Raw genomic sequence first — 24712 nt, forward strand, 5'->3', positions numbered from 1 at the left:
GGGGGAAGGATCGGCTTTGGGGAGGCCCGGTAGTGAGCCTTCCCCCGTTCCACGGGGGAAGGCGCCGACAGGCGGATGGGGGTGGACGGAGCGCGATACCCCACGCCGCAGGCAAACCCTACGCTCATGCCCGATCCGCCAGATAGATCAGCGTAGCCAGCGGCGGCAGCGACAGCGCCAGCGAGTGCGATTGCCCATGGACCGGCACCGGCTCCGCCTGCGCCTCGTCCTGCCCCACGCCGGAGCCGCCGTAGCGGGCATCGTCGCTGTTGATCGCCAGCTCCCAGCGGCCTTCGCGCGGCACGCCGATGCGGTAGTCATGCAGCGGCGTCGGCGTGAGGTTGCTCACCACCAGTGCCGGGCGCGCGCCCTCAGCGAAGCGCAGCCAGGCGAACACGCTGTTGCCCGCGTCGTCGCCGATGGCCCAGCGGAAGCCGCGTGGATCGCCGTCCCACGCGTGCAGTGCCGGCTCGCGCGCGAGCAGATGGTTGAGGTCGCGCAGCAGTTGCTGCACGCCCCGGTGGCGCGGATCGTCCAGCAGGTGCCACGGCAGCTGCGCGTCATGGTTCCACTCGGTCGGCTGCGCCAGTTCGCCGCCGGCGAACAGCAGCTTCTTGCCCGGATGGGCCCACATGAAGCCGTAGTAGGCACGCAGGTTGGCGAAGCGCTGCCAGTCGTCGCCCGGCATGCGGCCGAGCAACGACCGCTTGCCGTGCACGACCTCGTCGTGCGAGAGCGGCAGCACGTAATGCTCCGAATACGCGTACACCATCGAGAACGTCATCTCGTGGTGGTGCCAGCGCCGATGGATCGGATCGCGCGACATGTACTCGAGCGTGTCGTGCATCCAGCCCATGTTCCACTTGTAGTCGAAGCCCAGGCCGCCGTCGGTGGGCGCGCGCGTGACTCCGGGCCAGGCGGTCGATTCCTCGGCGATGGTGAGCACACCCGGATGCCGCTGGTGCACGACCGTGTTGAAGCGCTTGAGGAAGGCGATCGATTCGAGGTTCTCGCGCCCGCCGTGGATATTGGGCACCCATTCGCCGTGCTTGCGGCTGTAGTCGCGATAGAGCATCGAGGCGACCGCGTCCACGCGCAGGCCGTCGATGTGGAAGCGCTCGACCCAGGCCAGTGCGCTGCCGATCAGGAAGCCGGACACCTCGTTGCGGCCCAGGTTGTAGATGAGCGTGTTCCAGTCCTGGTGGAAACCCTCGCGCGGGTCGGCGTGTTCGTACAGCGCGGTGCCGTCGAAGCGCGCCAGGCCGTGCGCGTCGGTGGGAAAGTGCGCGGGCACCCAGTCGACGATCACGCCCAGCCCCGCCTCGTGGCAGCGGTCGACGAAACGCGCGAACGCCTCCGGCGGGCCGAAGCGCGCGGTGGGTGCGTACTGGCCCAGCGGCTGGTAGCCCCATGAGCCGCCGAACGGGTGCTCGGCGACCGGCAACAGCTCGAGGTGGGTGAAGCCCATGCCGACCAGGTAGGGAATCAGGCGTTCGGCCAGGCCGTCCCAGCCGGGGGATTCGCCCTGCTCGTCGCGCCACCAGGAACCGGCGTGCAGCTCGTAGATCGACAGCGGCGCATCGAGCCGCTGGCGCATGGCGCGTTCGGCCATCCAGGCGTGGTCGGTCCAGCGGAACGGCGCATCGGGGGCGACCACCGAGGCGGTCGCCGGCGGCGGCTCGGTCGCCAGCGCTACCGGGTCGGCCTTCTGCTGCACCGAGAAGTCGGCGCCGAGGATCTCGTACTTGTAGCGCGCGCCGGCGCGCAGGCCCGGCACGAACAGCTCCCACACCCCGTGCGGCAGGCGCACGCGCATCGGGTGGCGGCGCCCGTCCCACTGGTTGAAGTCGCCGACCACGCTGACCCGCCGCGCGTTCGGCGCCCATACGGCAAAGCGTACGCCCGGCACGCCATCACGCTCGACCGGGTGCGCACCGAGCTGACGCCAGAGCTCCGGGTGCTGGCCCTGTGCGAGCAGGTCCAGGTCGTGGTCATCGAGCAGGGTGCCGAAGGCGTAGGGATCGTCCAGCTCCTGCGCCGCCGTCGGCCAGTGCACGCGCAGGCGATAGCCGCCCTCGCCCGGCACCGGGCCGGCGAACAGACCATCGGCCACGGGTTCGAGCGGGCCAAGGACCTGGCCCTGGCGGTCGATCGCCTCGACACCGTGCGCGCCCGGCTGCAGCGTGCGCACCACGCGCTGGCCATCGACCTGATGCGGTCCGAGTACCGCGAACGGATCGGCATGGCGCGCCTGCAGCAGCGCGTCGACGGCACCGGGATCGGGACGCCAGCGGCTCACGTGCCCGCCCCGCCAATGGCGGCCTCGTCGGTCAACCGCAGCAGTCCCTGCAACGGCACGCCGAGCCAGCCCGGCCGATTGGCCGCTTCGTAGGCGATCTCGTAGGCGGCCTTGTCGAGCAGGAACAGTTCAAGCATCGGCGCCAGCGCGTCGGCGTCGATCCAGCGCACCGGCGCGCGCTCGAGGACCGCGACATAGGCAGCCAGGAACACTTCGGAAGCGCGCAGGCGGAAGCGCTCCAGGAACGGCGCGAACAGCGGATCCTCGATCGGCGCCATGCCCTCCTCGCCACGCTGCGCGACGGCCGCGACGTAGTCCAGCGAGCGCAGGAAGCCGGCGACGTCGCGCAGCGGCGTGGTCTTGATGCGCCGCTCCTCGAGCGGACGCGCCGGCTCGCCTTCGAAGTCGATCAGCCAGGCGTCGCCCTGCACCACCAGCACCTGGCCCAGGTGGAAGTCGCCGTGCACGCGCGTGCGCAGCGCGCCTTCGCCGTGCCGTGCCAGCGCATCGATGCGCCGGCACAGCGCCTCGCGCCGTTCGAACAGGCGCTCGCGCTGTGCACGCAGGGCGCCGTCCTCGGGGTCGAGGCCCTCCAGGGCTTCCAGCGCACGCTGCAGTTGCGCACGCGCGTCGGCCGCCCAGCCGTCCAGATGGGAGGCGTCGGCGGTTTCGGGCCGGAAGGCGTCGTCCTCGCTCGGCTGCGCGAGGACGGCATGCAGTTCGCCCAGGCGCGTGCCGACGGCCGCAGCGAAGTTGTCGTAGTCGGCCAGGATCTCCGCGCGTGCTGCGTCGTCCTCGGCGTGGCTGAACTCGTCCCAGGTGCGTTGCAGGTAATCGAGCGTCCAGCGCCAGGCGTCGCCCTGGTTGCGCACGAAGCCCTGCAGCACGGCCAGTGCCGAGGGAATGCCGTCGGCACCCACGTGCAGCACCTCGCCCAGCAATGGCGGCGTGTTGGCGTAGCCGACGCGGGTCAGGTGGCGGCCCATCTCCAGCTCGGGGTTGATGCCGTGCGCGATGTGCCGGTAGAGCTTGAGCATGCCGCGCTCGTGCACGATCACGGAGCTGTTCGATTGCTCGGCCGACAGCCAGCGGTTCTCGGCGTCGGGCGGGAAGTCGAGCGCGTCGAAGGCCGGGGTTGCGGTGAAGCGGATCGCCCCGCCTCGCTTGAGCGGCATCTCCAGCCGCTGGCGCAGGCCCCGCAGCAGGCCGGAGATGAACGCATCGAGCACGAAACCGTCGGTGAGGTAGCCCACGCGGCGCCCGCGGCGCACCCGGGCCAACGCCAGCTGCTGTGCGCGGGCCGGCGGGTTCTCGTCCTCCCAGATGATGCCCAGCGGCAGGCAGTAGCGCTCGATGCCGCCATCGTCGAGCGTGGCGATGATTTCGGTGATCACCAGGTCCTCGCCGCGATCCGGCCAGGGCTGGCCGTACATCATGCTGATCGATGCGATGCCGCGGTCCTTGGCACCGAACCAGCGGCGCCGGCCGAGGTAGGTCGGCAGCACGTCGCGCTCGACCACGCCGCGATGGTGCGCCATGACCGGGCCTTCCACCAGCGGGCCGCGCAGCACCAGTGTTTCGTATTCCGGCATGGGCTCGGCCGGCGGCTGGTGCCACGACGGCATCTGCGCATTGGCGCAAAGCTGGAAGGCGTAGAAGCCGAACGGCGGCAGCGTCAGCAGGTAGGGCAGCCGGCCGATCGGCGGGAACGGCGTACCGCCGAGGATCTCCACCGGCACGCGACCGTCGAAGGAGCCCAGGTCCAGCTCGACCGCCTGCAGCGTGCGCGACATGTTGGCCACACACAGCACCTGCTCGTCCTCGTACTCGCGCAGGTAGGCCAGGATCTTGCGGTTGCCCGGATAGAGGAACTTGATGCTGCCCCGGCCGAATGCCTTGTAGCGCTTGCGCACCGCCAGCACGCGACGGGTCCAGTTGAGCAGCGAGTGCGGGTCGCGCGCCTGTGCCTCGGCGTTGACCGCCTGGTAGCCATAGAGCGGGTCCATGATCGGCGGCAGCACCAGCTTGGCCGGGTCCGCCTTGGAGAAGCCGCCGTTGCGGTCCATCGACCACTGCATCGGCGTGCGCACGCCGTCGCGGTCGCCCAGGTGGATGTTGTCGCCCATGCCCAGCTCGTCGCCGTAGTACAGCACCGGCGTGCCGGGCATGGTGATCACCAGCGAGTTCATCAGCTCGATGCGGCGGCGGTCGCGCTCCAGCAGCGGCGAGAGGCGGCGGCGTATGCCGAGGTTGATGCGCGCGCGACGGTCGGCGGCGTAGGTCTCCCACAGGTAATCGCGCTCGGCATCGGTCACCATCTCGAGCGTCAGCTCGTCGTGGTTGCGCAGGAAGATCGCCCACTGGCAGTTGTCGGGAATGGCCGGGGTCTGGCGCATGATGTCGGTGATCGGGAAGCGGTCCTCGCGCGCGATCGCCATGTACATGCGCGGCATCAGCGGGAAGTGGAATGCCATGTGGCATTCGTCGCCATCGCCGAAGTAGTCCTGGGTGTCCTCCGGCCACTGGTTCGCCTCGGCCAGCAGCATGCGATCGGGATAGTGCTCGTCGATCTCCTTGCGGATCAGCTTGAGGATGTCGTGCGTCTCGGGCAGGTTCTCGTTGTTGGTGCCCTCGCGCTCGATCAGGTAAGGCACCGCGTCCAGCCGCAGGCCATCGACGCCCATGTCGAGCCAGAAGCGCATCACGCCGAGCACCGCCTTGATCACGGCGGGGTTGTCGAAGTTGAGATCCGGCTGGTGCGAGAAGAAGCGGTGCCAGAAGTACTGGCCGGCGACCGCGTCCCAGGTCCAGTTCGATTTCTCGGTGTCGAGGAAGATGATGCGCGTGCCCGGGTAGGCCTGGTCGGTGTCCGACCACACGTAGAAGTTGCGCGCGGCCGAACCGGGCTTGGCCAGGCGGGCGCGCTGGAACCACGGGTGCTGGTCGGACGTGTGGTTGATCACCAGCTCGGTGATGACGCGCAGGCCGCGCGCGTGCGCTGCGGCGATGAAGCGCTTGGCGTCGGCGAGTCGCCCATAGTCCGGATGGACGTCCTTGTACTCGGAGATGTCGTAGCCGTCGTCGCGGCGCGGGCTGGGGTAGAACGGCAGCAGCCAGAGCGTGTTGACGCCCAGTTCGGCGATGTAGTCGAGCTTGTCGATCAGGCCCTGGAAATCGCCGACGCCGTCGTCGTTGGAATCGAAGAACGACTTGACGTGCACCTGGTAGATGATCGCGTCCTTGTACCAGAGCGGATCGCTGGTGAAGCTTCGCTTGGGAGTCCGGGGATGGGCGCTCATGCGGAACTCCTTGCATTTCGCTGCCATGGGGCCGCGCACCCGCGTGCGGGCATCGACGCGTCCCGAGGCTGCCCTCTCCCCCTGTAGGAGCGCCCTTGGGCGCGACCGCGGGGCACGGGGGTGGCATGACGGTCGCGCCCAAGCGCGCTCCTACAGGGGGCGTGCAACGCATGGAAGACCTTGGCGGAATGGCGGGCGCTCATGCCTCCACCCGCCAGATCGCATAGGGCATGCCCTGCCCCAGCCAGACCTGCTGCCGGCCGCCGTGCCAGGTCAGCGTGGCGTCGTGCAGCAGGTCCTCGACCGTCAGCGGCGTGTCTTCGCCCACGCCCCAGTCGGCCAGCGGCAGGTGCAGGCCGGTCGACTGCGCGTGGTGCGGATCGAGGTTGATCGCCACCAGCACGCGGTCGCGGCCGCCCGGCGCCGTCTTCTCGAAGAACAGCACCTGATCGTTGTCCGCGCGCAGGAAGCGCACGCCCAGATGGCTCTGCAAGGCCGGCTGCTCGCGGCGGATGGCGTTGAGCTGGGTGATCTCGGCGATGATGTTGCCGGGTGCTTCCCAGTCGCGCGGCTTGATCTCGTATTTTTCCGAATCGAGGAACTCCTCCTTGCCCGGAATCGGCAACGATTCGCACAGCTCGAAGCCCGAGTACATCCCCCACAGGCCGGAGAGCGTGGTGGCCAGCGCGGCGCGGATGAGGAATCCGCTGCGGCCGGAGTGCTGCAGGAAATACGGGTTGATGTCCGGCGTGTTGACGAAGAAGTTCGGTCGGAAGAAATCCCGCGGCGGTCCCTGGGTCAGCTCGGTGAGGTAGTCGGTGAACTCCTGCTTCGTATGCCGCCAGGTGAAGTACGTGTAGGACTGGTTGAAGCCCAGCTTGGCCAGCCGGTACATCGGTTTGGGCCGGGTGAAGGCTTCGGAGAGGAACAGCGCGTCGGGGTATTCGCTGCGCACGCGGCCGATCATCCATTCCCAGAACGGAAACGGCTTGGTGTGCGGGTTGTCCACGCGGAAGATGCGCACGCCCTCGCCCGCCCAGTACAGCACCACGTCGCACAGTGCCTGCCACAGCGACGGGATCGCGCCTTCCTCGTAGAAGTCGACGTTGACGATGTCCTGGTACTTCTTCGGCGGGTTCTCGGCGTAGCGCAGGCTGCCGTCCGGTCGCCAGTCGAACCACTCGGGATGCTCGGCCAGCCACGGATGGTCGGGCGAGCACTGGATGGCGAAGTCGAGCGCGAGTTCCAGGCCGTGGGCATGCGCCGCATCGCGCAGCGCGCGGAAGTCCTCGATCGTGCCGAGCTCCGGGTGGATGTCCGTATGGCCGCCCTCCGCCGAGCCGATGGCGTACGGGCTGCCTGGATCGTGCTCGCCGGGCGTGAGGGTGTTGTTGCGGCCCTTGCGGAAGGCGCGGCCGATCGGATGGATCGGCGGGAAGTAGAGCACGTCGAAGCCCATTGCCTGGATCGCGGGAAGGCGTCCGATCACGTCGCGGAAGGTGCCGTGGCGGTCGGGGCTGTCGGTGATCGAGCGCGGGAACAGTTCGTACCAGCTGGCGAACTGCGCCGCGCGGCGGTCGACCTCCAGCCGCAGCGGGGGATGCTCGACGGCAAACGCGCGCAGGTCGCCCTCGGCCATGGCCCGGGCGGTGTCCTCGGCGATCAGCAATCGATAGCGCGCCTCGTCGTCCTCGGCCTTGGCCAGCGCCGCGGCCAGCGCACGCAGGGGCTTGCGCCTGGCCGGCGCGGTGCCGGCGGCGGTCTGTTCGACCAGGTGCTGGCCTTCGCGCATTTCCAGCGCGATCGGCACGCCGGCATCGTGCTTGACGACGATCTCGTGCCGGTAGCTCGCGTAGGCGTCGCGCCACGCCTGCACCGTGTATTCGTGGCGGCCCATGCGGGTGGGCGTGAATTGGCCGCGGTAGCGGTCGTTGCCAAGCGGCTCCATGCGCAGCTCGTGCCACTGCTTCTCGTCCAGCGCGCGCCAGCGCAGCGCCACGGCGAGTTTGTCGTGGCCGTCCATGAAGACGTCGGCCTCCACCGTCACCACGTCGCCGACCACGCGCTTGACCGCGAAGCGGCCATCGTCCACGCAAGGTGTCACGGCCTCGATGGCGACGCGCGGCGCCTGCGTGGCCGCGGTCAGCGCCTGTTTCGCGGCCGCCACGCCCGTGCGCGTGGCGACCGGCCGGGTGCGCGTGCCTTCGAGTACCTGCGTCTGACCCGGACCGAGGGTGATCGGCTCGATGACGGGTGCGCCGTCCGGTGCGCTCCAGTCCGCGAAGTGGCTGGCTGCACCGCCGGCGATCGCCCCCAGGTCCACCGGCGTGCCGGTATCGAGCCGTGCGTTGAAGAGGGACAGCCAGGCGCGCTCGCCCTGCCGGCGCAGCACACCGACCCAGGCATCGTCGATGTGGATCGCCGCCGGTTCACGCGCCTGCGCGCCGAGGCCACGCAGCCAATCGTTGATGGCGCGTACGTCACCGGTGATGTCCAGCGCCTGCGATTCGTCGCGCGCGAAGCCGGCGGGCATCAACCAGCCGCCCGCGCAGGCTGCGGCGAACCAGACCGCGCGGCGGCGGTGGCGCTCGGCCAGCTCTTGTTGGCCGAAACGCGGGTCGGCCTCCGGGTCGTCGAACGGTGCGCCAGCGCAGGCGAGCGGCGTCGCCACCTCGGCCACACGGCGCAATTCGCGACCCAGCCAGCCGGCGCGGAAATCCCACCATTCGGCCGAGCAGAAGGCGTAGTCGAAGGCCACGTCGGTGAGCGCGGCCAGTTCGGCAGGCGCCAGTCCCTGGGTCCAGCCCAGGAACAGCGCCTGTGGCGCGCGGCCGCGCAGGCCATCGACGAGGTGCGCCCACCAGGCCACAGGCGCGGCATCGAGCGATGCCAGCCGGAAACCCATCGCGCCAGCCTGCAGCGCGCCATGCAACCGTTCGCACCACCAGGCAAGCGCTTCGGGCGCCACGGCGTCATCGTGGAACCGCCAGCGCACGCCGGCTTCGGCGGCCGGGCGGCGCGGGTCGGGCAACACCGTGGTGTCTGCCAGCGCATGGAACCAGTCCGGGTGCTCGGCGCGCAGCGCGGCGTCGGCGGGCAGCGGGCGCGTTACGTCGACGTCGATCAGCAGCCCCAGGCCGTGGTTGCTGCAGAGCCGGGCGAGCGTGCCGATCGCCCCGGCGCCTTCGTCGAGCACGCTGGCGGGCGCCAGCACGTGGCTGAAGCCGAGGTCGGCCGCGTGCGTGAACCAGGGTGTCTGCCCGCTGGTGGCGTCCGGTCCGGCTGGCAGGCTGAAGATGCGAGGCGGCGCCACGGCGTGTGCCGGCATGGAGACTCCCTGTGAAGATGGATCTGCCGCGGCCGTGGCCGGGCCGCGCTTGCGCTGGCCGCTGGTGCCGGGGCGGGCAGGCACGTCCGCTGTCCCCTGGCGCCGGGCCATCAGTCGCCGTGGCGGCGGCTTGCGCCGCGCGGCTTGTCCGCATGGCTGGCCTGCGGCCGGTTGGTGTACTGGCGCACCGCCTGGGTGTTGGTGCCGACCACCGCGATCGCCTCGCGCAGGTCGCGTTCGGAGATGCGCAGCTGCTTGGACCAGTACCGCATCGCGAACGGATCTCTGTCGTTGATCGTGCTCAGGGTCCGGTCGGACTGGCTCATGATTCACCCGTGGCCGCGCGGTGCTGCGGTAGCACGGGCATCTTGGTGGGCGCGCATTGAAGGTGCCGTCACGGAAAGATGAGACAGTCGTAAAGCGTTCCGTGATCCTTGGCAGGATCGCACCTGTGGGCGACCGCGCGGGGCGACGATCGCGGTCGCGCACAGCTGTGCTCCTGCAGGGGACGAGCTCGCGCCATACTTGGCGCCATGCAACCTGCCCCGCTCGCCCGGTTCATCGATACCCATCCGCGCCTGTTCGTGCTGACCGGCGCCGGTTGCAGCACGGACTCCGGCATCCCCGACTACCGCGACACCGAGGGCGCCTGGAAACGCACGCCGCCGGTGACCTACCAGGCCTTCATGGGCGAGGAGCGCACGCGCCGGCGTTACTGGGCGCGCAGCCTCGTCGGCTGGCGCCACTTTGGCGGAGCCCGGCCCAACGGCACCCACCACGCGCTGCAGCGGCTGGAGGCACAGGGGCGGCTCGAACTGCTGGTCACGCAGAACGTGGATGGGTTGCACCACCGCGCCGGCCAGCGCCAGGTGGTCGACCTGCACGGACGGCTCGACCAGGTGCGCTGCATGGGCTGCGACTGGCGCCAGCCGCGCGACGTGTTCCAGCAGGAGCTCGATCGTCTCAACCCCGGCTGGGCCTGCCTGGAGGCGACCGAGGCGCCGGATGGCGATGCGGATCTGGAGACGACGCAGTTCGACGATTTCCGGGTGCCGCCCTGCCCGGCGTGCGGCGGCGTACTCAAGCCCGACGTGGTGTTCTTCGGCGAGAACGTGCCGCGCGAGCGCGTGATGCTGGCGATGGCGGCGCTGGAAGCTGCCGATGCCGTGCTGGTCGTCGGCTCGTCGCTGATGGTGTTTTCCGGCTACCGCTTCGTGCACGCGGCGGCGCGCGCCGGCAAGCCGGTGGCGGCGGTGAACCTGGGAAGGACGCGCGCCGATCCGTTGTTGAGCCTGAAAGTGGAGCAGCCGTGCGCCCAGGCGCTGGCATTCCTGTTGGCTTGAGCTCGCAGGCCTCGTGGGGCGCGTTCGAGCCGACCATCCCGGGGCGGCGACGGTGAACTGAGGCGCACCCTCCGCGCTTGCCTGGGCCTTATCGCCGCGAGCGGAAGAACTCCCGCAACATCTCGCCCGACTCGGCGGCCATTAATCCACCCTGCACCATCACGCGATGGTTGTGCCGCTCGGAGATCAGCGTGTCGAACACGCTGCCGGCTGCGCCGGTTTTCGGATCGGTCGCCGCGTACACGACCCGGCCGATCCGCGCATGCACGAGGGCCATTGCGCACATCGAACAGGGTTCCAGCGTCACGTATAGCGTCGCGCCGACGATGCGGTGGTTCGCGAGCTTCTGGCCCGCCGCGCGCAGCGCCATGATCTCGGCGTGCGCGGTCGGATCGTGCAGCGTGATGTTGCGGTTCCAGCCCAGCCCGACGATCTGCCCCTCGTGCACCAGCACGGCGCCAACGGGCACCTCGTTCTCCGCGTCGCGCGCGTGGGCCGCCAGTTGCAGGGCGCGGCGCATGCAGGCTTCGTCCTCGGACGAGAATGTGGCGGCAATCGGCGTGAGGGAATCGGACATGGACACGCGCAAGGGCGGCTCGGCTGGCGGGGCCGGCATTGTAGCCGCTGCGCGGAGCGCGCCGAGCCGCGCTCGCCCCCGCGGTCAGTCGGCCGGCAAGGTCTCGATGCTGATGGTGCCGGTCAGCGTCTTGTGGACCGGGCACTTCTCGGCCACCTCGAGCAACTTCTGCCTCTGCTCGGGCGTCAGGTCGGGGCCGGTAATGGTCACGCGCTTGCGGAAGGCGTCGATCACCTCCGGACGGGCGGCCATCACCCTCTTGTCGTGCTCGACCTCCACGTGGACGTGTTCGAGCGGCCAGCCCATCTTGAGCGCATACCAGCGCACGGTGATGGCGGTGCAGGCGCCCAGGGACGCCGTCAGCAGATCGTAGGGCGAGGGCCCCAGGTCCGCGCCGCCTTGCGTGGCCGGCTCATCGCCGACCAGGTGATGGCCCGACACCTCGATGGCCACCGCGAGCGGACTGACCTGGGTATCGGCCACCGTGGCCAGGGTCTTGCGAACCATCGGTTTTGCTCCTCGATCGTGCGGCAAAAACGGCCGGTGGCCGGCGCACGGCACGGCGCCCACCCCGTCGTCGCCGTCAGCCCGCGTTTGGCTCCTCACCGGGCGCCAGCGTCATCACGTCCTGCCATTCCGGATGCTTCACGTAGCGGGCGCGGACGTACGGGCACAGCGGAAGGATCCGGAATCCGTTTCCGCGGGCATCGGCGACCAGATAGTCGACCAGCGCCGCAGCCGCACCGGTGCCCCGGAGGCTTTCGGGGGCGCCGGTGTGATCGGCACTCACCAGGCCCGGACCGCGATGGGTATAGGTCAACTCGGCTTCGGCATCGACACCGGCCGCCTGCGCCACATAGCGGCCGTGGCGCGGACCATCCTGCTTGGTGATCGTGATCTGGCTCATCGTGGCTACCGTGTGTGGCGACTTGCAGGAACAACCGTGGAGCGGAACGCGCGTCTTCGGGCCAGCACCGCGACGAGCCTTCGCGAAGGGCCGGTCATCGGGCGCGAGGCGCGCACCGGCCTCACTCCCACTCGATGGTCGCCGGCGGCTTGCCGCTGATGTCGTAGACGACGCGCGAGACGCCGCGCAGCTCGTTGATGATGCGGTTGGACACCTTGCCCAGGAACTCGTACGGCAGGTGCGCCCAGTGTGCGGTCATGAAGTCGATGGTTTCCACGGCACGCAGGGCGATCACCCATTCGTAGGCTCGCGCGTCGCCGACGACGCCGACCGACTTGACCGGCAGGAACACGGCGAAGGCCTGGCTGGTCTTGTCGTAGAGGTCCGCCTTGCGCAGCTCGTCGATGAAGATCGCATCGGCGCGGGCAAGCAGTTCGGCGTACTCGCGCTTGACCTCGCCCAGGATGCGCACGCCCAGGCCCGGGCCGGGGAACGGGTGGCGGTAGACCATCTCACGCGGCAGGCCCAGCGCCACGCCGATACGCCGCACCTCGTCCTTGAACAGCTCACGCAGCGGCTCGACCAGGCCGAGCTTCATGTCCTCCGGCAGGCCGCCGACGTTGTGGTGGCTCTTGATGACGTGCGCCTTGCCGGTCTTGCTGCCGGCCGACTCGATCACGTCGGGATAGATGGTGCCCTGCGCCAGCCATTTGACCTGGCCGTGGCCGGCGGCGGTGACCCTGGCCGACTCCTCGTCGAAGATCTCCACGAACAGGCGGCCGATGATCTTGCGCTTGGCTTCCGGGTCGGCCACGCCTTCGAGCGCCCTGAAGTAGCGGTCGGCGGCATCGACGCGGATCACCTTCACGCCCATGTGCTCGGCCATCGTGGCCATCACCTGGTCGCCTTCCTTGAAGCGCAGCAGGCCGGTGTCGACGAAGACGCAGGTGAGCTGGTCGCCGATCGCCTTGTGCAGGAGCGCAGCGACCACCGAGGAATCGACGCCACCGGAGAGGCCGAGCAGCACGTGATCGTTGCCGACCTTATCGCGCACGCGGGCGATCTGATCGTCGATGATGTTGTCGGCGGTCCAAAGCGTGGCGCAGCCGCAGATGTCGACCACGAAACGCTTCAGCAGCGCATTGCCCTGCTTCGTGTGGGTGACTTCCGGATGGAACTGCACGCCGTACCAGCGCTTGTCCTCGTTCTCCATCACCGCGACCGGGATGCGGTCGGTCGCGCCGGTGATGGCGAAGCCCGGCGGCGCCTGGCTGACGTGGTCCCCGTGGCTCATCCAGACGTCCAGGCGGTGCGCATCGGCGTGATCGCTCAGGCCATCGAACAGGCGGCTGTTGCCCGCGATGTCGACCTGGGCATGGCCGAACTCGCGGGCGTCCGCCGCTTCGGTCGCGCCGCCCAGCTGCGCGGCCAGGGTCTGCATGCCGTAGCAGATGCCCAGCACCGGCAGGCCCGAGTCGAACACTGCCTGTGGCGCCTTGGGCGCACCCGGCAACGTGGTCGATTCGGGGCCGCCCGACAGGATGATGCCCTTGGGCGCGTAGCGGGCGATCTCGGCCGGATCGTGGTCCCACGCCCAGATCTCGCAGTAGACGCCGAGCTCGCGCACGCGGCGGGCGATCAGCTGGGTGTACTGCGCGCCGAAGTCGAGGATGAGGATCTTGTCGGAATGGATGTTCTGCATCGGACCGGGCTCTGTGGGCTGTCGTCCAGAAACGGGTCGGCGTCATTCCCTGGACCGGACATCCGTGAGTGCGGCAGCGCTGCGGCCGCGGGGAATGGCGCCATAAGAAGTCGGGGCCCGCGAAGGGCCCCGTGTGTCACGAGTTCAGCCGGTAGTTCGGCGCTTCCTTGGTGATCTGGATGTCGTGCGGGTGCGCCTCGGTCACGCCGGCCGAAGTCACCTTCACGAATTGCGCCTTCTGGCGCACATCCTCGACCGTGGCGGCCCCGAGGTAACCCATCGAGGCCCGCAGGCCGCCGATCAGCTGGTGGATGATGTTGCGCAGCGGGCCGCGGTACGGCACGCGGCCTTCGATGCCCTCGGGCACCAGCTTGTCGGCGTCCGCCTCGTCCTGGAAGTAGCGGTCCTTGGAACCCAGCGCCATCGCGCCAAGCGAGCCCATGCCGCGGTAGCTCTTGTAGGAACGGCCCTGGAACAGCTCGACCTCGCCCGGCGATTCCTCGGTGCCGGCGAACATCGAGCCCAGCATCACCGTCGACGCGCCGGCAGCCAGCGCCTTGGGGATATCGCCCGAGTAGCGGATGCCGCCATCGGCGATCAACGGGATCTCGTCCTTGAGCGCGGTGGCGACCAGGTCGATCGCGGTGATCTGCGGCACGCCGACGCCGGCGACCACGCGGGTGGTGCAGATCGAGCCGGGACCGACGCCGACCTTGACCGCATCCACGCCGGCGTCGAGAAGCGCACGCGCCGCCTCGCCGGTGACGATGTTGCCGGCGATCACCTGCACCTGCGGGTAGCGCTTCTTGACCCAGCCGGCGCGCTCGATCACGCCCTGCGAATGGCCGTGGGCGGTGTCGACCACCAGCACGTCCACGCCGGCCTCGACCAGCGCCTCGACACGCTGCTCGGTATCGCCGCCAACGCCCACCGCCGCGCCGACCAGCAGGCGCTCGTGCGCGTCCTTGGCGGCATGCGGGTTGTCGCGCGCCTTCTGGATGTCCTTGACGGTGATCAGGCCGCGCAGCTGGAAGTCGTCGTTGACGACCAGCACCTTCTCGATGCGGAACTTGTGCAGCAGCTGCAGCACTTCGTCCTGGCTGGCGCCTTCGCGCACGGTCACGAGCTTGTCCTGGCGCGTCATGATGTTGCGCACCGGGTCTTCCAGCTTGCGCTCGAAGCGCAGGTCGCGGCTGGTGACGATGCCGACGAGCTTCTCGCCGTCGACCACCGGCACGCCGGAGATGTTGTGCGCGCGGGTGAGCTGGAGCACTTCGCGGATCGAGGTGTTGGGGCCGACGCTGATCGGGCTGCGGATCACACCCGCCTCGAACTTCTTCACCAGGCGCACTTCGGCGGCCTGCTGCGCGGCGGTCATGTTCTTGTGGATGATGCCGATGCCGCCCTGCTGGGCCATGGTGATGGCCAGCCGCGCCTCGGTGACGGTGTCCATGGCGGCGGACACGATCGGGATGTTCAGGCGCAGGTTGCGGGTCAACCGGGTAGAGGTGTCGACGTCGCGTGGCAGGACGGCCGAATGGGCCGGAACGAGGTACACGTCGTCGTAGGTCAGAGCCTCGGCGAGGATGCGCATGCGGGTGGGTCTCGCTGCAAAGATGGGATTATACGCGTGGGGGCGTGGTGGTCGCCAGATGGAGGGGCGTGAGGAGCCGGAGCAAGGCTTCCCCGACCGCCCTTCGGGCACCTTCCCCCGCAAACGGGGAAGGCTCATGAAGCGGGAAGGTGCACAGCCTTGCGCGCCCGCTCCTTCCCCCGTTTACGGGGAATGTGTCGACAGGCGGATGGGGGAAGCCCGCGAGGACCTATCGCGCCTCTGCCGCCTCGAGCGTGTTCTCGATCAGCGTCGCCACGGTCATCGGCCCCACGCCACCGGGCACCGGCGTGATCCAGCTGGCGCGCTCTGCGGCCGGAGCGAACTCGACATCGCCCACGAGCCGCCCGTCATCGAGCCGGTTGATGCCGACGTCGATCACCACCGCGCCCGGCTTGATCCATTCACCCCTGACCAGGCCGGGTCTGCCGACCGCGACAATGACGATATCGGCCTGGCGCACGAACGACTCGAGGTCGCGCGTGAAGCGGTGGCAGCAGGTCGTGGTGCAGCCAGCGATGAGCAGCTCCAGCGCCAGCGGCCGGCCGACGTGGTTGGACACGCCGACCACCACCGCGTGCTGGCCGCGGACCGGGCGATCGGTGTGGCCGAGCAGAGTCATCACGCCCTTGGGCGTGCAGGGCCGCAGGCCGAAGCGGCGCAGGGCCAGGCGGCCCACGTTTACCGCCTGGAAACCGTCCACGTCCTTGCTGGCGTCGATGCGGTCGACCAGCGCGTCCTCGTCGATATGCGGCGGCAGCGGTGACTGCACCAGGATGCCGTGCACGGCCGGATCGGCATTGAGCTCGTCGATCAGCGCGAACAGCTCCGCCTGCGTGGTGCTGGCCGGGAGGTCGTAATCGAACGAGCGGAAGCCCACCTGGTGGCAGGCCTTGCGCTTGTTGCGCACGTACACCGACGAGGCCGCGTCGTCGCCGACCAGCACGACCGCGAGCCCCGGTTCCGCAAGGCCCTGCGCCTTCCGCTCGGACACGCGCCGCCCCACCCGCTCCAGCAGTTCCTGCGCGATGCGTTTGCCGTCGAGGATGCGTGCGGTCATGGGGCTGCCTGCTGTGCAAAGGCGTCTATTATCCCGTCGCCATCGGCCCTGCACAAACACGCCAGGCGTCGTAGGTTGGTTCTGGGCCTACCTCGCTTGATCGGAACCCGGCGCGATGGCCTGAAGCCCATCCTGCGAATCCAGAGGAACCCACCTTGCCTGTGCCCGCTGACACGCATCTCGCCGAAGGCCCGCTGCTCCTGCGCCCGTGGCAGCCGGAGGATGCGACGGCGTTGCACGCGGCCGTCCAGGAATCTCTGGAAAGCGTCGGCCGCTGGCTGCCCTGGTGCCACGCAGGCTACGACCTCGACGCGGCGCGGGCGTGGATACGGCATTGCCGCGAGGGCTGGGCGGGCGACGAGCATTTCGCGTTCGGCGTGTTCGAGCGCGAAAGCGGTGCCCTGCTCGGTAGCGTCGGGCTGAACCAGCGCAACCGCATGCATCGCAGCGCGGCGCTTGGCTACTGGGTGCGCCAGTCTCGCCAGGGCCAGCGGACCGCCGGACGTGCCGTGAGGCTGGCAGCGAATTTCGGCTTCAGGGCGCTGGGGCTGGTTCGCATCGAGATCGCGGTGTTGCCGGACAACCAGGCAAGCCGGCGGACGGCCGAACAGGCCGGCGCGCGGTTCGAATGCATTGCGCGGCATCGGCTGTGGATGCGTGACGAGCCGCGGGACGCCGCGGTGTACGCGATCGTCCCTGCCGATCTGGGATGCTGAGCCCCTTCAGGAAGTCACTCGAACCTGCGCATGCAGCCGCGCCAAGGGGGCTCCACCAGACAGCAGCTGGTTGTTCCGCGATCTGCAGATGGACCCCACGCGAACGCGGGCTACTTCTTCCGGCGCTTCATCTCGCGGATCATCCGCTGGCGCTTGCGCTGCTGGCCCTCGGTGAGCACGTTCTTGCGACCGGCAAACGGGTTGTCGCCATCGCGGAAGTCGATCCGGATCGGCGTGCCTTCCAGCCGGTAGCGCTTGCGGAAGAAGCTTTCGAGGTAGCGGCGGTACGCCGGCGCGATGTGCTTGGTGCGGCTGCCGTGAATCACGATGGTCGGCGGGTTGGAGCCGCCAGGATGGGCAAAGCGCAGCTTGGGCGCATGGCCCCGGACCAGCGGCGGCTGGTAGGCCTCGTAGGCCTTTTCCAGCGTACGCGTGAGGTCGGACGAACCCAGCTCGTGCGTAGCCGAGGCATGCGCGCGGACGACGGCGCGCATCAGCTCGCGCAGACCCGAACCGTGCAGCGCGGAGATGAATACGGTCTTGGCCCAGTCGACGAACACCAGCTTGCGCTCGAGCGTGCGCTGGCATTGTTCACGCTGGTAGGCGTCCATCCCGTCCCACTTGTTGACGGCGATGACCAGCGCGCGGCCCTCTTCGACTGCGTGGCCGATGAGAGTCAGGTCCTGGTCGGCGAGGTTCTCGCGGGCGTCGACCATCAGCACCACGACCTGGCTGGCGGCCATCGACTGCAGCGTCTTGATGACGCTGAACTTCTCCACGCCCTCTTCCACGCGCGCCCTGCGGCGCACACCGGCGGTGTCGATCAGCGTGTAGCGCTTGCCGTCGCGCTCCAGCGGCACGCGGATCGGATCGCGCGTGGTGCCGGCGACGTCGGAGACGATCAGCCGGTTCTCGCCGAGCAGGCGGTTGATCAGGGTGGACTTGCCGGCATTCGGGCGACCGACGATGGCGACGCGGATGCTGTCGTCCTCGACGGACGCCTCGGACTCGTCCTCGTCCGGCGGGAGCAGCGGCAGTACCGCGGCGATCAGCTCCTCGGTGCCGCGGTTGTGCGCGGCCGAGAGCGGCAGCGACCCGGCGATGCCGAAGCGGGCGAACTCCGCCACCGCATGTTCGATGTCCAGCCCGTCGGTCTTGTTGACGCCGAGCAGGATCGGTTTGCCGCTGCGGCGCAGCTCGCCGAGGATGCCCTGGTCCTGCGGCAGCAGGCCGTCGCGCGCATCGACCACGAACACCAACACCTGGGCCTCGTCGATCGCCAGGCGTACCTGTTGCGCGGTGAGCGCGTCCAGGCCTTCCTCGACGCCGGACAGGCCGCCGGTATCGACCACCACGAAGGGGCGCGGGCCGAGGTGGCACACGCCATAGTGGCGGTCGCGGGTGACGCCCGGCATGTCGGCCACCAGGGCGTCGCGGCTGCGCGTCAGTGCATTGAAGAGGGTCGATTTACCGACATTGGGGCGACCGACCAGGGCGACGACGGGCAGCATGATTTGAGCATCTTCCTTGCGGGCGATCAGCGCGCGCCGCCGAGACGGTAGGCGCCGATGCGGCCTTCCACGTCCTCGACGTACACGATGTCACCCACGACCAGCGGCTGGGCGCGAATGGCGTGCTTGGACAGGCGCTCGCGCGCAGCCAGTGCGCCGTCGCCGGACTGCAGCCAGTGAACGTAGCCTTCGATGTCGCCGACCACCACGTAGTCGCCCTGCACTGCCGGTCCGGTCAGCCAGCGGTACTTGAGCTTGTCGTTCTTCCACATCTCGGCGCCGGAGCTCTTGTCGAACGCCCACACCTGCGAGTCTTCGTCCACGGCATAGAGCGCGTTGCCCTTGGTCGCCAGCGAGGCGTAGGTCGAGAACGGGTGCGCCCACATCGGCCGGCCGCTGGGGCCGTCGACGGCCACCAGGTTGCCGTGGTAAGCGGCGCCGTAAAGCGTGCGGCCGTCGAGCAGGATGGAGCCGTCGGCGTCGTCCAGGCGCTCGATCTCGGTGCGGCCTTCGCCACTGGCGAGGTTCTGCTCCCACAGCTTCTCGCCGTTGTCCAGACGCAGCGCGACCAGCTTGCCGCCGTCGCTGCCGAAGAACACCACGCCGTTGGCGACCAGCAGCGGGCCGTTGCCACGCAGGCTAAGCAGCGGCACTTCGCTCTGGTCGTAGACCCAGCGACGCTCGCCGCTGGCGGTATCCAGGCCATAGACGCGACCGTCGCCGGTGCGCACCACCACCAGATCGCCCACGATCACTGGCGAGGCGAGCACCTCGGACTTGAGCGTGGCTTCCCAGCGCGGGCTGCCGTCCTTCGCGTTGACGCCGTAGACGTGTCCGTCCAGCGTGCCGACGGCGAGCAGGTCGCCGCTGACGGCCGGACCGCCGGCGTAGAAGGCGTCCTTGCGCTTCTTGTCGCCCCAGCCGAACCAGCCGTGGGTGCGCGAGCTCTTGGACCAGATCGTCTTGCCCGTGTTGGCGTCGAGCGCGACCAGCTTGCCGTCGGCGCTGTCGGCGTAGAGCACACCGTCGACCACCGTCGGGCGCAGGCGCACACCGGTGTCACCGGCACCTTCGCCGATGCTCTCGCGCCACAGGCGGGTCACCTGCACCGTCGGCTTGAAATCCTTGGACAGCGGCGTCGGCGGCTGGACGTTTTCCTTCTTGGCGTTATGGCAACCGGCCAATGCGACCAGGCCAACCAGCGCCACCATTACCGCCCGCTTCATGCCCATCACCTTCATGCGCCCTGCTTCCCGGCCACGGCCAGATCGTCGAGTTTGAGTTGCAAGGCGGCGCGCTGCGGCGCGTCTTCAGCCATGGCGGCCAGCGCCGCCTGGTAGGCCTTGCGCGCGTCGTCCGCGCGACCAAGCTTGACCAGCGCATCGCCCCGTAGTTCCTGGCGCAGCGCTTCGTAGCCCTTCGCGGTGACCGCGTCGAGCGTGGCCAGCGCGTCCTTGGCCTTGTCGGCGGCCATTTGCACCTTGGCTGTACGCAATTCGACCAGCGGCTTGAGCGCATTGTCGGCGACGTGGCTGCGTGCCCACTGCAGGGAGGCCAGCGCCTTGTCCAGCTGTTTGGCCTCGACCAGACGCTGCGCCTGGTCGCTGGCGGCGAACACGGCGTAGGTGGACTTGGTGTAGTCCTTTTCCAGGCGGTCGACCAGCTTGTCGGCCTCGCCTGTATTGCCGGAAGCCAGCGCGGTCTGCAGCTGCTGGTAAAGGCTGGATGCCTCCATCTCGCGCGTGGCCTGGTGGTTGCGCCACTGCTGCCAGCCGAAGATCGCGACCAGGCCGATGACGATGCCGATGACGATGGACAGGCCGTTCTGGCGCAGCCATTGCTGTACGCGTTCGCCTTGCTCGTAATCGTCGTATGCGTCGAATGCCATGCAGTTGTCCGTCAAAAGCGCGCGCCGCGACGGCATGGGCCGGCCCGGCGGTGGGAAAAAAGTAGGTTGGAATGCCATGACCGCAGTTGCACCGCAGTCAATGGGCAAGCATAACCGATGCGCCGCGGGCACGGGCGAAATCCTGGGGGTTCTCATGTACAAGCGCCCTCTGTGCGCGACCGGCGTGGCGGTCGTGCACAGAGGGCGCTTCTACAACAAGGATTCGGCTCAGGCGCCGCTGGGGGCAGGCTTGCCGTCCTGTACGCGGAAGTGCGCCACGTTCGCGCGGCGGTAGGCGTCCAGCGGCAGCGGCTGGCCATCGATGCTGACCTTGGCACCGCCGACGTTGCCGATGCGCACGTCCAGCGGCTGCGCGCTGTTCCAGGTCTTGCTGGTGCCGGCCGGCAACAGGCCGTATTCCAGGCGGGACCCGTCGGCAGCGACCACTTCGACCCAACTGGCCTGGTCCAGCGTGAGGCTCACGCTGTGCCCGCCCGGCACGGGGGCGACGGGGGCCGGCGCCACGGCAGCGGTCTCGGGCTTGGCGGCGGTCAGGCTGCCGCCGTCCAGCCCGGGGAACGGTGCCATCGAAGCCATCAGCGGCTGTTCCTCGGCCGGCGCCGCGGCTGCGGCCTTGCCGGCGGGCGGTGCGACGGTCACCTTGCCGTTGGTGGTCGCGAACTGCGCCGGCGCGTCCTGCTGGACGACCGGCGTGGCGTCCAACGGCGCCAGGTGGCTGAGGTCGCGGTCGAGCGTGCCGCGCACGCCCAGCCATACCATCGGCACCACGATCACCGCGGTCAGCACCACGTAGGTGGCCGCGGTCGCATAGCGTTCGAGCAGGTAGCGCGAATGCGACATCCCACCGGTGGCCACCAGCGTCGGTTCGGCGCGCTTGAGGCTCGCCAGTTCCGCCTGGATGGCATCCTCGTCCACGCCCAGGTGGCGGGCATACTTGGCGATGTAGCTGGCCAGGTAGACCGCATAGTCGATACCTTCGCGCTGGTTGCTCTCGAGCTGGCGGAGCACGCGCGCCGGAAGCTTGAGCGCGTGCGCACAGGCGTCGATGTCGAGGCCACGCGCCTCGCGGGCGGCGCGCAGGCGACTACCGAAACTGGGGGACTGATCGTTCGACGGGCCATCCGTGATCGCCGCGATGGCGAACAGATCAATCGCGCGATGGCCGGGATTGGACTGCTGGAAGGTCATGGGCTAGCGGGTGCGTCGAGGGCGCGGGCCTGATCCGAATCCGGGAACTGGCTTTGCAGTCGCCTGCGGTAGGTTTGGGCAGCATCCGTGTTACCCAGGCGGTTTTCGATGTCGTGGCCGAGCTTGAGCGCGTCGGCAGTAGGCTGGCCCAGCGCATCGAAGCGCTGGATGAACGCACGCGCGCGGAACGCGTCGTTGTTCAGGTACAGGGCCTTGGCCAGGTGTAGCAGCGCGTCACCGTTCTGCGGGTTGGCGTCCAGCGCCTTGCGCAAGGTGGTCTGGGCACCGGCCAGATCGTTCATGCGGATCTGGCAGATGCCCTTGTTGGTCAGCGCCACGTCGGGCGTCTGGTAGAAGGGGTCCTTCAGCGCCGTGTCGAAATACTTGAGCGCCTCACCGCCCTTGCCGATGCGGCAGAGGAAGGTGCCCAGATTGTTGTTCGGCATGCCCTTGTCGGGCTCCAGCTGGACCGCGCGGCGGTAGTGCTGCTCGGCCTGCTCGGGACGATTGATGCGCTCGTCGAGCACCGCGATCACGGTATGCGCCGGCGCATAGTCCTCATCGAACTGGAGCGCCTTGTTGAGCTTCTCCAGCGCGGTCTTGAGGTCGCCGTTGGCCATGTACTGCTGACCGAGCTCGGTATGGATGCGGGCCGCGTCCTGCGCCTCCTGGCTGCTGCTGGTGTGCGGCACCCGGCCGCCGAGGCTGCCTTCCTCGGTGGTGGTGGTGACGCATCCGGCCAGCGCGAGCGCCAGCGCTGCCCCCATCCAGCGTTCAAGACGCATGCACGGCTCCTTGTCCCTGATCAAGGCGTTTGCGGAACTCGGCCTGCCGGCGCGTGCGGTCCAGCACCTGGCCCTTCAGCTGGCCACAGGCGGCATCGATGTCGTCGCCGCGAGTGCGGCGCAGCATGGTGAGGACGTTCGCGTTGAGCAGCAGGGTCTGGAACGCGCGAATGGTGTCGGCGTCCGAGCGCTCGAAACGCGTGCCGGGGAAAGGATTGAACGGAATCAGGTTCACCTTCGCGCTGCCGGTGGGCAGCTTGCGCATCAGCTTGACCAGCTGCCTGGCGTGCTCGGGCTGGTCGTTCACGCCCTTCATCAGGGTGTATTCGAAAGTGATCGAAGTGCGCGGCCGACGCTCGATCCAGCGAAGGCAGGCGCCCATCAGCTCGGCGATCGGGTAGCGCTTGTTGAGCGGCACCAGCTCGGTGCGCAGCTCGTCGTTGGCGGCGTGGAGCGAGACGGCCAGCGACACGTCGATCGTTTCGGACAGCTTGTCGATCATCGGCACCAGGCCGGCGGTGGACAGCGTCACGCGCTTGGACGCCAGGCCGAAGCCCAGATCGTCGCGCATCAGGCTCATCGCCGTGACCACGTTGTCGAAGTTCAGCAGCGGCTCGCCCATGCCCATCATCACCACATTGGTGATGCGGCGGTTCTGGTGCGTGACGTTGCCCAGGTGCTTGGCCGCCACCCACATCTGCCCTATCACTTCGGACGCGGCGAGATTGCGGTTGAAGCCCTGCGTCGCGGTCGAGCAGAACTGGCAGTTGAGGCCACAGCCGACCTGCGAGGACACGCACAGCGTGCCGCGGGTCGGTTCGGGAATGTAGACCGCCTCGATGGCGTTGCCGCCATCCATGCCGAGCAGCCACTTGTGCGTACCGTCGGCGGCGGCCTTGTCGAACAGCGTCTTCGGGGGACCGACGTAGCACGAGGCTTCGAGCTTGGCGCGCAGCGCCTTGCCCACGTCGGTCATCTTGCCGAAGTCGTCTTCCAGGCGGTGGTAGATCCACTTCATGACCTGCTCGGCACGATACGGCTTCTCGCCCAGCTGCGCGAAGAAGTCACGCAGGCCCTGGCGATCGAAATCCAGCAGGTTGACCTTGTCGCTTGCGGCTTTCGGGTCGATGGAAGGAGTGGCTACAACCTGGTTCACAACTTATCTCACCGCGGGGAGACTTCCGTCTCCGCAAAGAAGTAGGCGATTTCGACCTTGGCGGTCTCGGCGGCGTCCGAGCCGTGCACCGCGTTGGCGTCGATCGAGTCGGCGAAGTCGGCGCGGATCGTGCCCGGCGCAGCGTCCTTCGGGTTGGTGGCGCCCATCAGCTCGCGGTTCTTGGCGATCGCGTTCTCGCCCTGCAGCACCTGGATCATCACCGGGCCGGAGATCATGAACTCCACCAGCGCGTTGAAGAACGGGCGCTCCTTGTGCACCGCGTAGAAGCCCTCGGCCTCCTTGCGCGACAGCTGCTTCATCTTCGCAGCGATGACCTTCAGGCCGGCCTGCTCGAAACGGGAGTAGATCTGGCCGACCACGTTCTTGGCGACGGCATCGGGCTTGATGATGGAAAGGGTGCGCTCCAGCGCCATGGGGTCTGCTCCGGGAATACTGGTATCTGAGTGGGCTATCGGCCGACTTGCCGATCAATGTAGGACCAAATCCGACACGAAATGCGGATTTAGCTCACGAAAGTTTGACAGATTCTAGGCTGATCGCAAGCGGACACGGCGTGAACCAAACGGCCGTTTGACGGGCCCGAAGCCCCGCGCGTATGCTCAAACGATCGTTTGATTCCCTTCCTGCGAGCGAGCCCAAGCGTGAACAGTTCCGCCTCGACCAAGGAACGCATCCTCGCCGCCGCCGAGGTGCTGTTCGCCCAGCGCGGCTTCGATGGCGCGTCGTTGCGCCAATTGACGGCCGCCGCCGGGGTCAACCTGGCGGCAGTGAACTACCACTTCGGATCCAAGGACAAGCTGGTCGAGGAAGTGTTCCGCCGCCGCCTCGATACGCTGAACGCGCACCGACTGGCCGCCCTGTCGAAGGTCGCCGGCGAGCCGGATGCCACGCTCGAGGACGTGCTCGACGCCTTCATCCGCCCTGCCCTGGCACTTTCGGGCGACGGCAGCGGTTCGCTGTTCATGCGCGTACTGGCGCGTGCCTTCGCCGAGCACGACGACCATCTGCGCCAGTTCATGTCGGAGAACTACGGCCACGTCATGCGCCAGTTCACCGCCGAGTTCGCCCGTCTGCTGCCCAGGCTCAGCCGCGAGGAGCTGTACTGGCGCATCGACCTGGTCACCGGCGCGCTGACCCACGCGATGTCCGGCTTCGGCATGATCCAGCGCAAGGGCGGCGTCAGCGAGGCCACCCACCGCGAGCAGACGATCGCGCACCTGATCCGCTTCGCCAGCGCCGGCCTGAGCCACCCCTGACCGCATCCGAACTCACCGGCCAGCCACGGCTGGCTGCCTAGCC

The 24712-nt window shown here is 68.7% G+C and carries 20 protein-coding genes; 3 read left to right on the forward strand and 17 right to left on the reverse strand.

Annotation, left to right across the window (positions count from 1 at the left end):
• Positions 1-124 precede the first annotated feature (124 nt).
• The 4 genes from glgB to ACFWZU_RS07335 form a co-directional block, all read right to left on the reverse strand.
• Complete coding sequence (gene glgB / locus ACFWZU_RS07320) at positions 125-2299, reverse strand: 1,4-alpha-glucan branching protein GlgB (RefSeq protein ID WP_439700745.1); 2175 nt, start codon at positions 2297-2299, stop codon at positions 125-127.
• Positions 2296-5598, reverse strand: a complete 3303-nt coding sequence (gene treS / locus ACFWZU_RS07325; RefSeq protein ID WP_439700746.1) for a maltose alpha-D-glucosyltransferase — start codon at positions 5596-5598, stop codon at positions 2296-2298. Before treS ends, glgB begins: the two co-directional genes overlap by 4 nt.
• A gap of 199 nt (positions 5599-5797) precedes the next feature.
• Positions 5798-8926, reverse strand: coding sequence for a maltotransferase domain-containing protein (locus ACFWZU_RS07330; RefSeq protein WP_439700747.1), 3129 nt, complete (start codon positions 8924-8926; stop codon positions 5798-5800).
• A gap of 110 nt (positions 8927-9036) precedes the next feature.
• On the reverse strand, positions 9037-9252 hold the full coding sequence (locus ACFWZU_RS07335) for a DUF3606 domain-containing protein (protein ID WP_439700748.1): 216 nt from the start codon (positions 9250-9252) through the stop codon (positions 9037-9039).
• A 207-nt stretch (positions 9253-9459) separates the two neighbouring features.
• Here ACFWZU_RS07335 and ACFWZU_RS07340 point away from each other — a divergent pair, with 207 nt between their 5' ends.
• Positions 9460-10269, forward strand: coding sequence for an NAD-dependent protein deacetylase (locus ACFWZU_RS07340; protein ID WP_439700749.1), 810 nt, complete (start codon positions 9460-9462; stop codon positions 10267-10269).
• Between the two features lie 88 nt (positions 10270-10357).
• On the opposite strand, the gene tadA is transcribed toward ACFWZU_RS07340, so the two are convergent.
• The 6 genes from tadA to folD form a co-directional block, all read right to left on the reverse strand.
• Entirely contained in the window at positions 10358-10846 is a 489-nt protein-coding gene (tadA, locus tag ACFWZU_RS07345; protein WP_439700750.1) for a tRNA adenosine(34) deaminase TadA, read from the reverse strand.
• Positions 10847-10930: 84 nt separating this feature from the next.
• On the reverse strand, positions 10931-11353 hold the full coding sequence (locus tag ACFWZU_RS07350; protein ID WP_439700751.1) for an OsmC family protein: 423 nt from the start codon (positions 11351-11353) through the stop codon (positions 10931-10933).
• 76 nt (positions 11354-11429) lie between these two features.
• Positions 11430-11753: a GNAT family N-acetyltransferase gene (locus ACFWZU_RS07355; protein WP_439700752.1), complete on the reverse strand. Its 324-nt coding sequence runs from the start codon at positions 11751-11753 to the stop codon at positions 11430-11432.
• A 121-nt stretch (positions 11754-11874) separates the two neighbouring features.
• Entirely contained in the window at positions 11875-13455 is a 1581-nt protein-coding gene (gene guaA, locus ACFWZU_RS07360) for a glutamine-hydrolyzing GMP synthase (RefSeq protein ID WP_439700753.1), read from the reverse strand.
• Positions 13456-13591: 136 nt separating this feature from the next.
• Positions 13592-15049: an IMP dehydrogenase gene (gene guaB / locus ACFWZU_RS07365; RefSeq protein ID WP_439700754.1), complete on the reverse strand. Its 1458-nt coding sequence runs from the start codon at positions 15047-15049 to the stop codon at positions 13592-13594.
• Between the two features lie 229 nt (positions 15050-15278).
• Positions 15279-16127 carry a bifunctional methylenetetrahydrofolate dehydrogenase/methenyltetrahydrofolate cyclohydrolase FolD gene (gene folD, locus ACFWZU_RS07370; protein ID WP_439700755.1) on the reverse strand — a complete coding sequence of 283 codons (849 nt, stop codon included), beginning with the start codon at positions 16125-16127 and terminating at the stop codon, positions 15279-15281.
• Between the two features lie 161 nt (positions 16128-16288).
• Here folD and ACFWZU_RS07375 point away from each other — a divergent pair, with 161 nt between their 5' ends.
• Entirely contained in the window at positions 16289-16843 is a 555-nt protein-coding gene (locus tag ACFWZU_RS07375) for a GNAT family N-acetyltransferase (protein WP_439700788.1), read from the forward strand.
• Between the two features lie 110 nt (positions 16844-16953).
• Here ACFWZU_RS07375 and der read toward each other — a convergent pair whose 3' ends face one another.
• The 7 genes from der to ndk all read right to left on the reverse strand — a co-directional run bounded on the left by der (position 16954) and on the right by ndk (position 23826).
• Entirely contained in the window at positions 16954-18354 is a 1401-nt protein-coding gene (der, locus tag ACFWZU_RS07380; protein WP_439700756.1) for a ribosome biogenesis GTPase Der, read from the reverse strand.
• A 26-nt stretch (positions 18355-18380) separates the two neighbouring features.
• Positions 18381-19595, reverse strand: coding sequence for an outer membrane protein assembly factor BamB (gene bamB, locus ACFWZU_RS07385; protein WP_439700757.1), 1215 nt, complete (start codon positions 19593-19595; stop codon positions 18381-18383).
• Positions 19592-20242 carry a YfgM family protein gene (locus ACFWZU_RS07390; protein WP_439700758.1) on the reverse strand — a complete coding sequence of 217 codons (651 nt, stop codon included), beginning with the start codon at positions 20240-20242 and terminating at the stop codon, positions 19592-19594. Before ACFWZU_RS07390 ends, bamB begins: the two co-directional genes overlap by 4 nt.
• A gap of 228 nt (positions 20243-20470) precedes the next feature.
• Positions 20471-21451 (reverse strand): helix-turn-helix domain-containing protein, encoded by a 981-nt coding sequence (locus tag ACFWZU_RS07395; RefSeq protein ID WP_439700759.1) that lies wholly within the window; start codon positions 21449-21451, stop codon positions 20471-20473.
• Complete coding sequence (gene pilW / locus ACFWZU_RS07400) at positions 21448-22236, reverse strand: type IV pilus biogenesis/stability protein PilW (RefSeq protein ID WP_439700760.1); 789 nt, start codon at positions 22234-22236, stop codon at positions 21448-21450. The genes ACFWZU_RS07395 and pilW overlap by 4 nt, the downstream gene beginning before the upstream one ends.
• Positions 22226-23392 (reverse strand): 23S rRNA (adenine(2503)-C(2))-methyltransferase RlmN, encoded by a 1167-nt coding sequence (gene rlmN, locus ACFWZU_RS07405; RefSeq protein WP_439700761.1) that lies wholly within the window; start codon positions 23390-23392, stop codon positions 22226-22228. The genes pilW and rlmN overlap by 11 nt, the downstream gene beginning before the upstream one ends.
• Before the next feature lie 8 nt (positions 23393-23400).
• Positions 23401-23826 carry a nucleoside-diphosphate kinase gene (ndk, locus tag ACFWZU_RS07410; protein WP_209618137.1) on the reverse strand — a complete coding sequence of 142 codons (426 nt, stop codon included), beginning with the start codon at positions 23824-23826 and terminating at the stop codon, positions 23401-23403.
• A gap of 228 nt (positions 23827-24054) precedes the next feature.
• Here ndk and ACFWZU_RS07415 point away from each other — a divergent pair, with 228 nt between their 5' ends.
• Positions 24055-24669, forward strand: a complete 615-nt coding sequence (locus ACFWZU_RS07415; protein WP_439700762.1) for a TetR/AcrR family transcriptional regulator — start codon at positions 24055-24057, stop codon at positions 24667-24669.
• Positions 24670-24712: the final 43 nt, after the last annotated feature.

It is taken from the genome of Frateuria sp. GZRR33 (genome assembly GCF_051900425.1).
GTDB lineage: Bacteria > Pseudomonadota > Gammaproteobacteria > Xanthomonadales > Rhodanobacteraceae > Frateuria_A.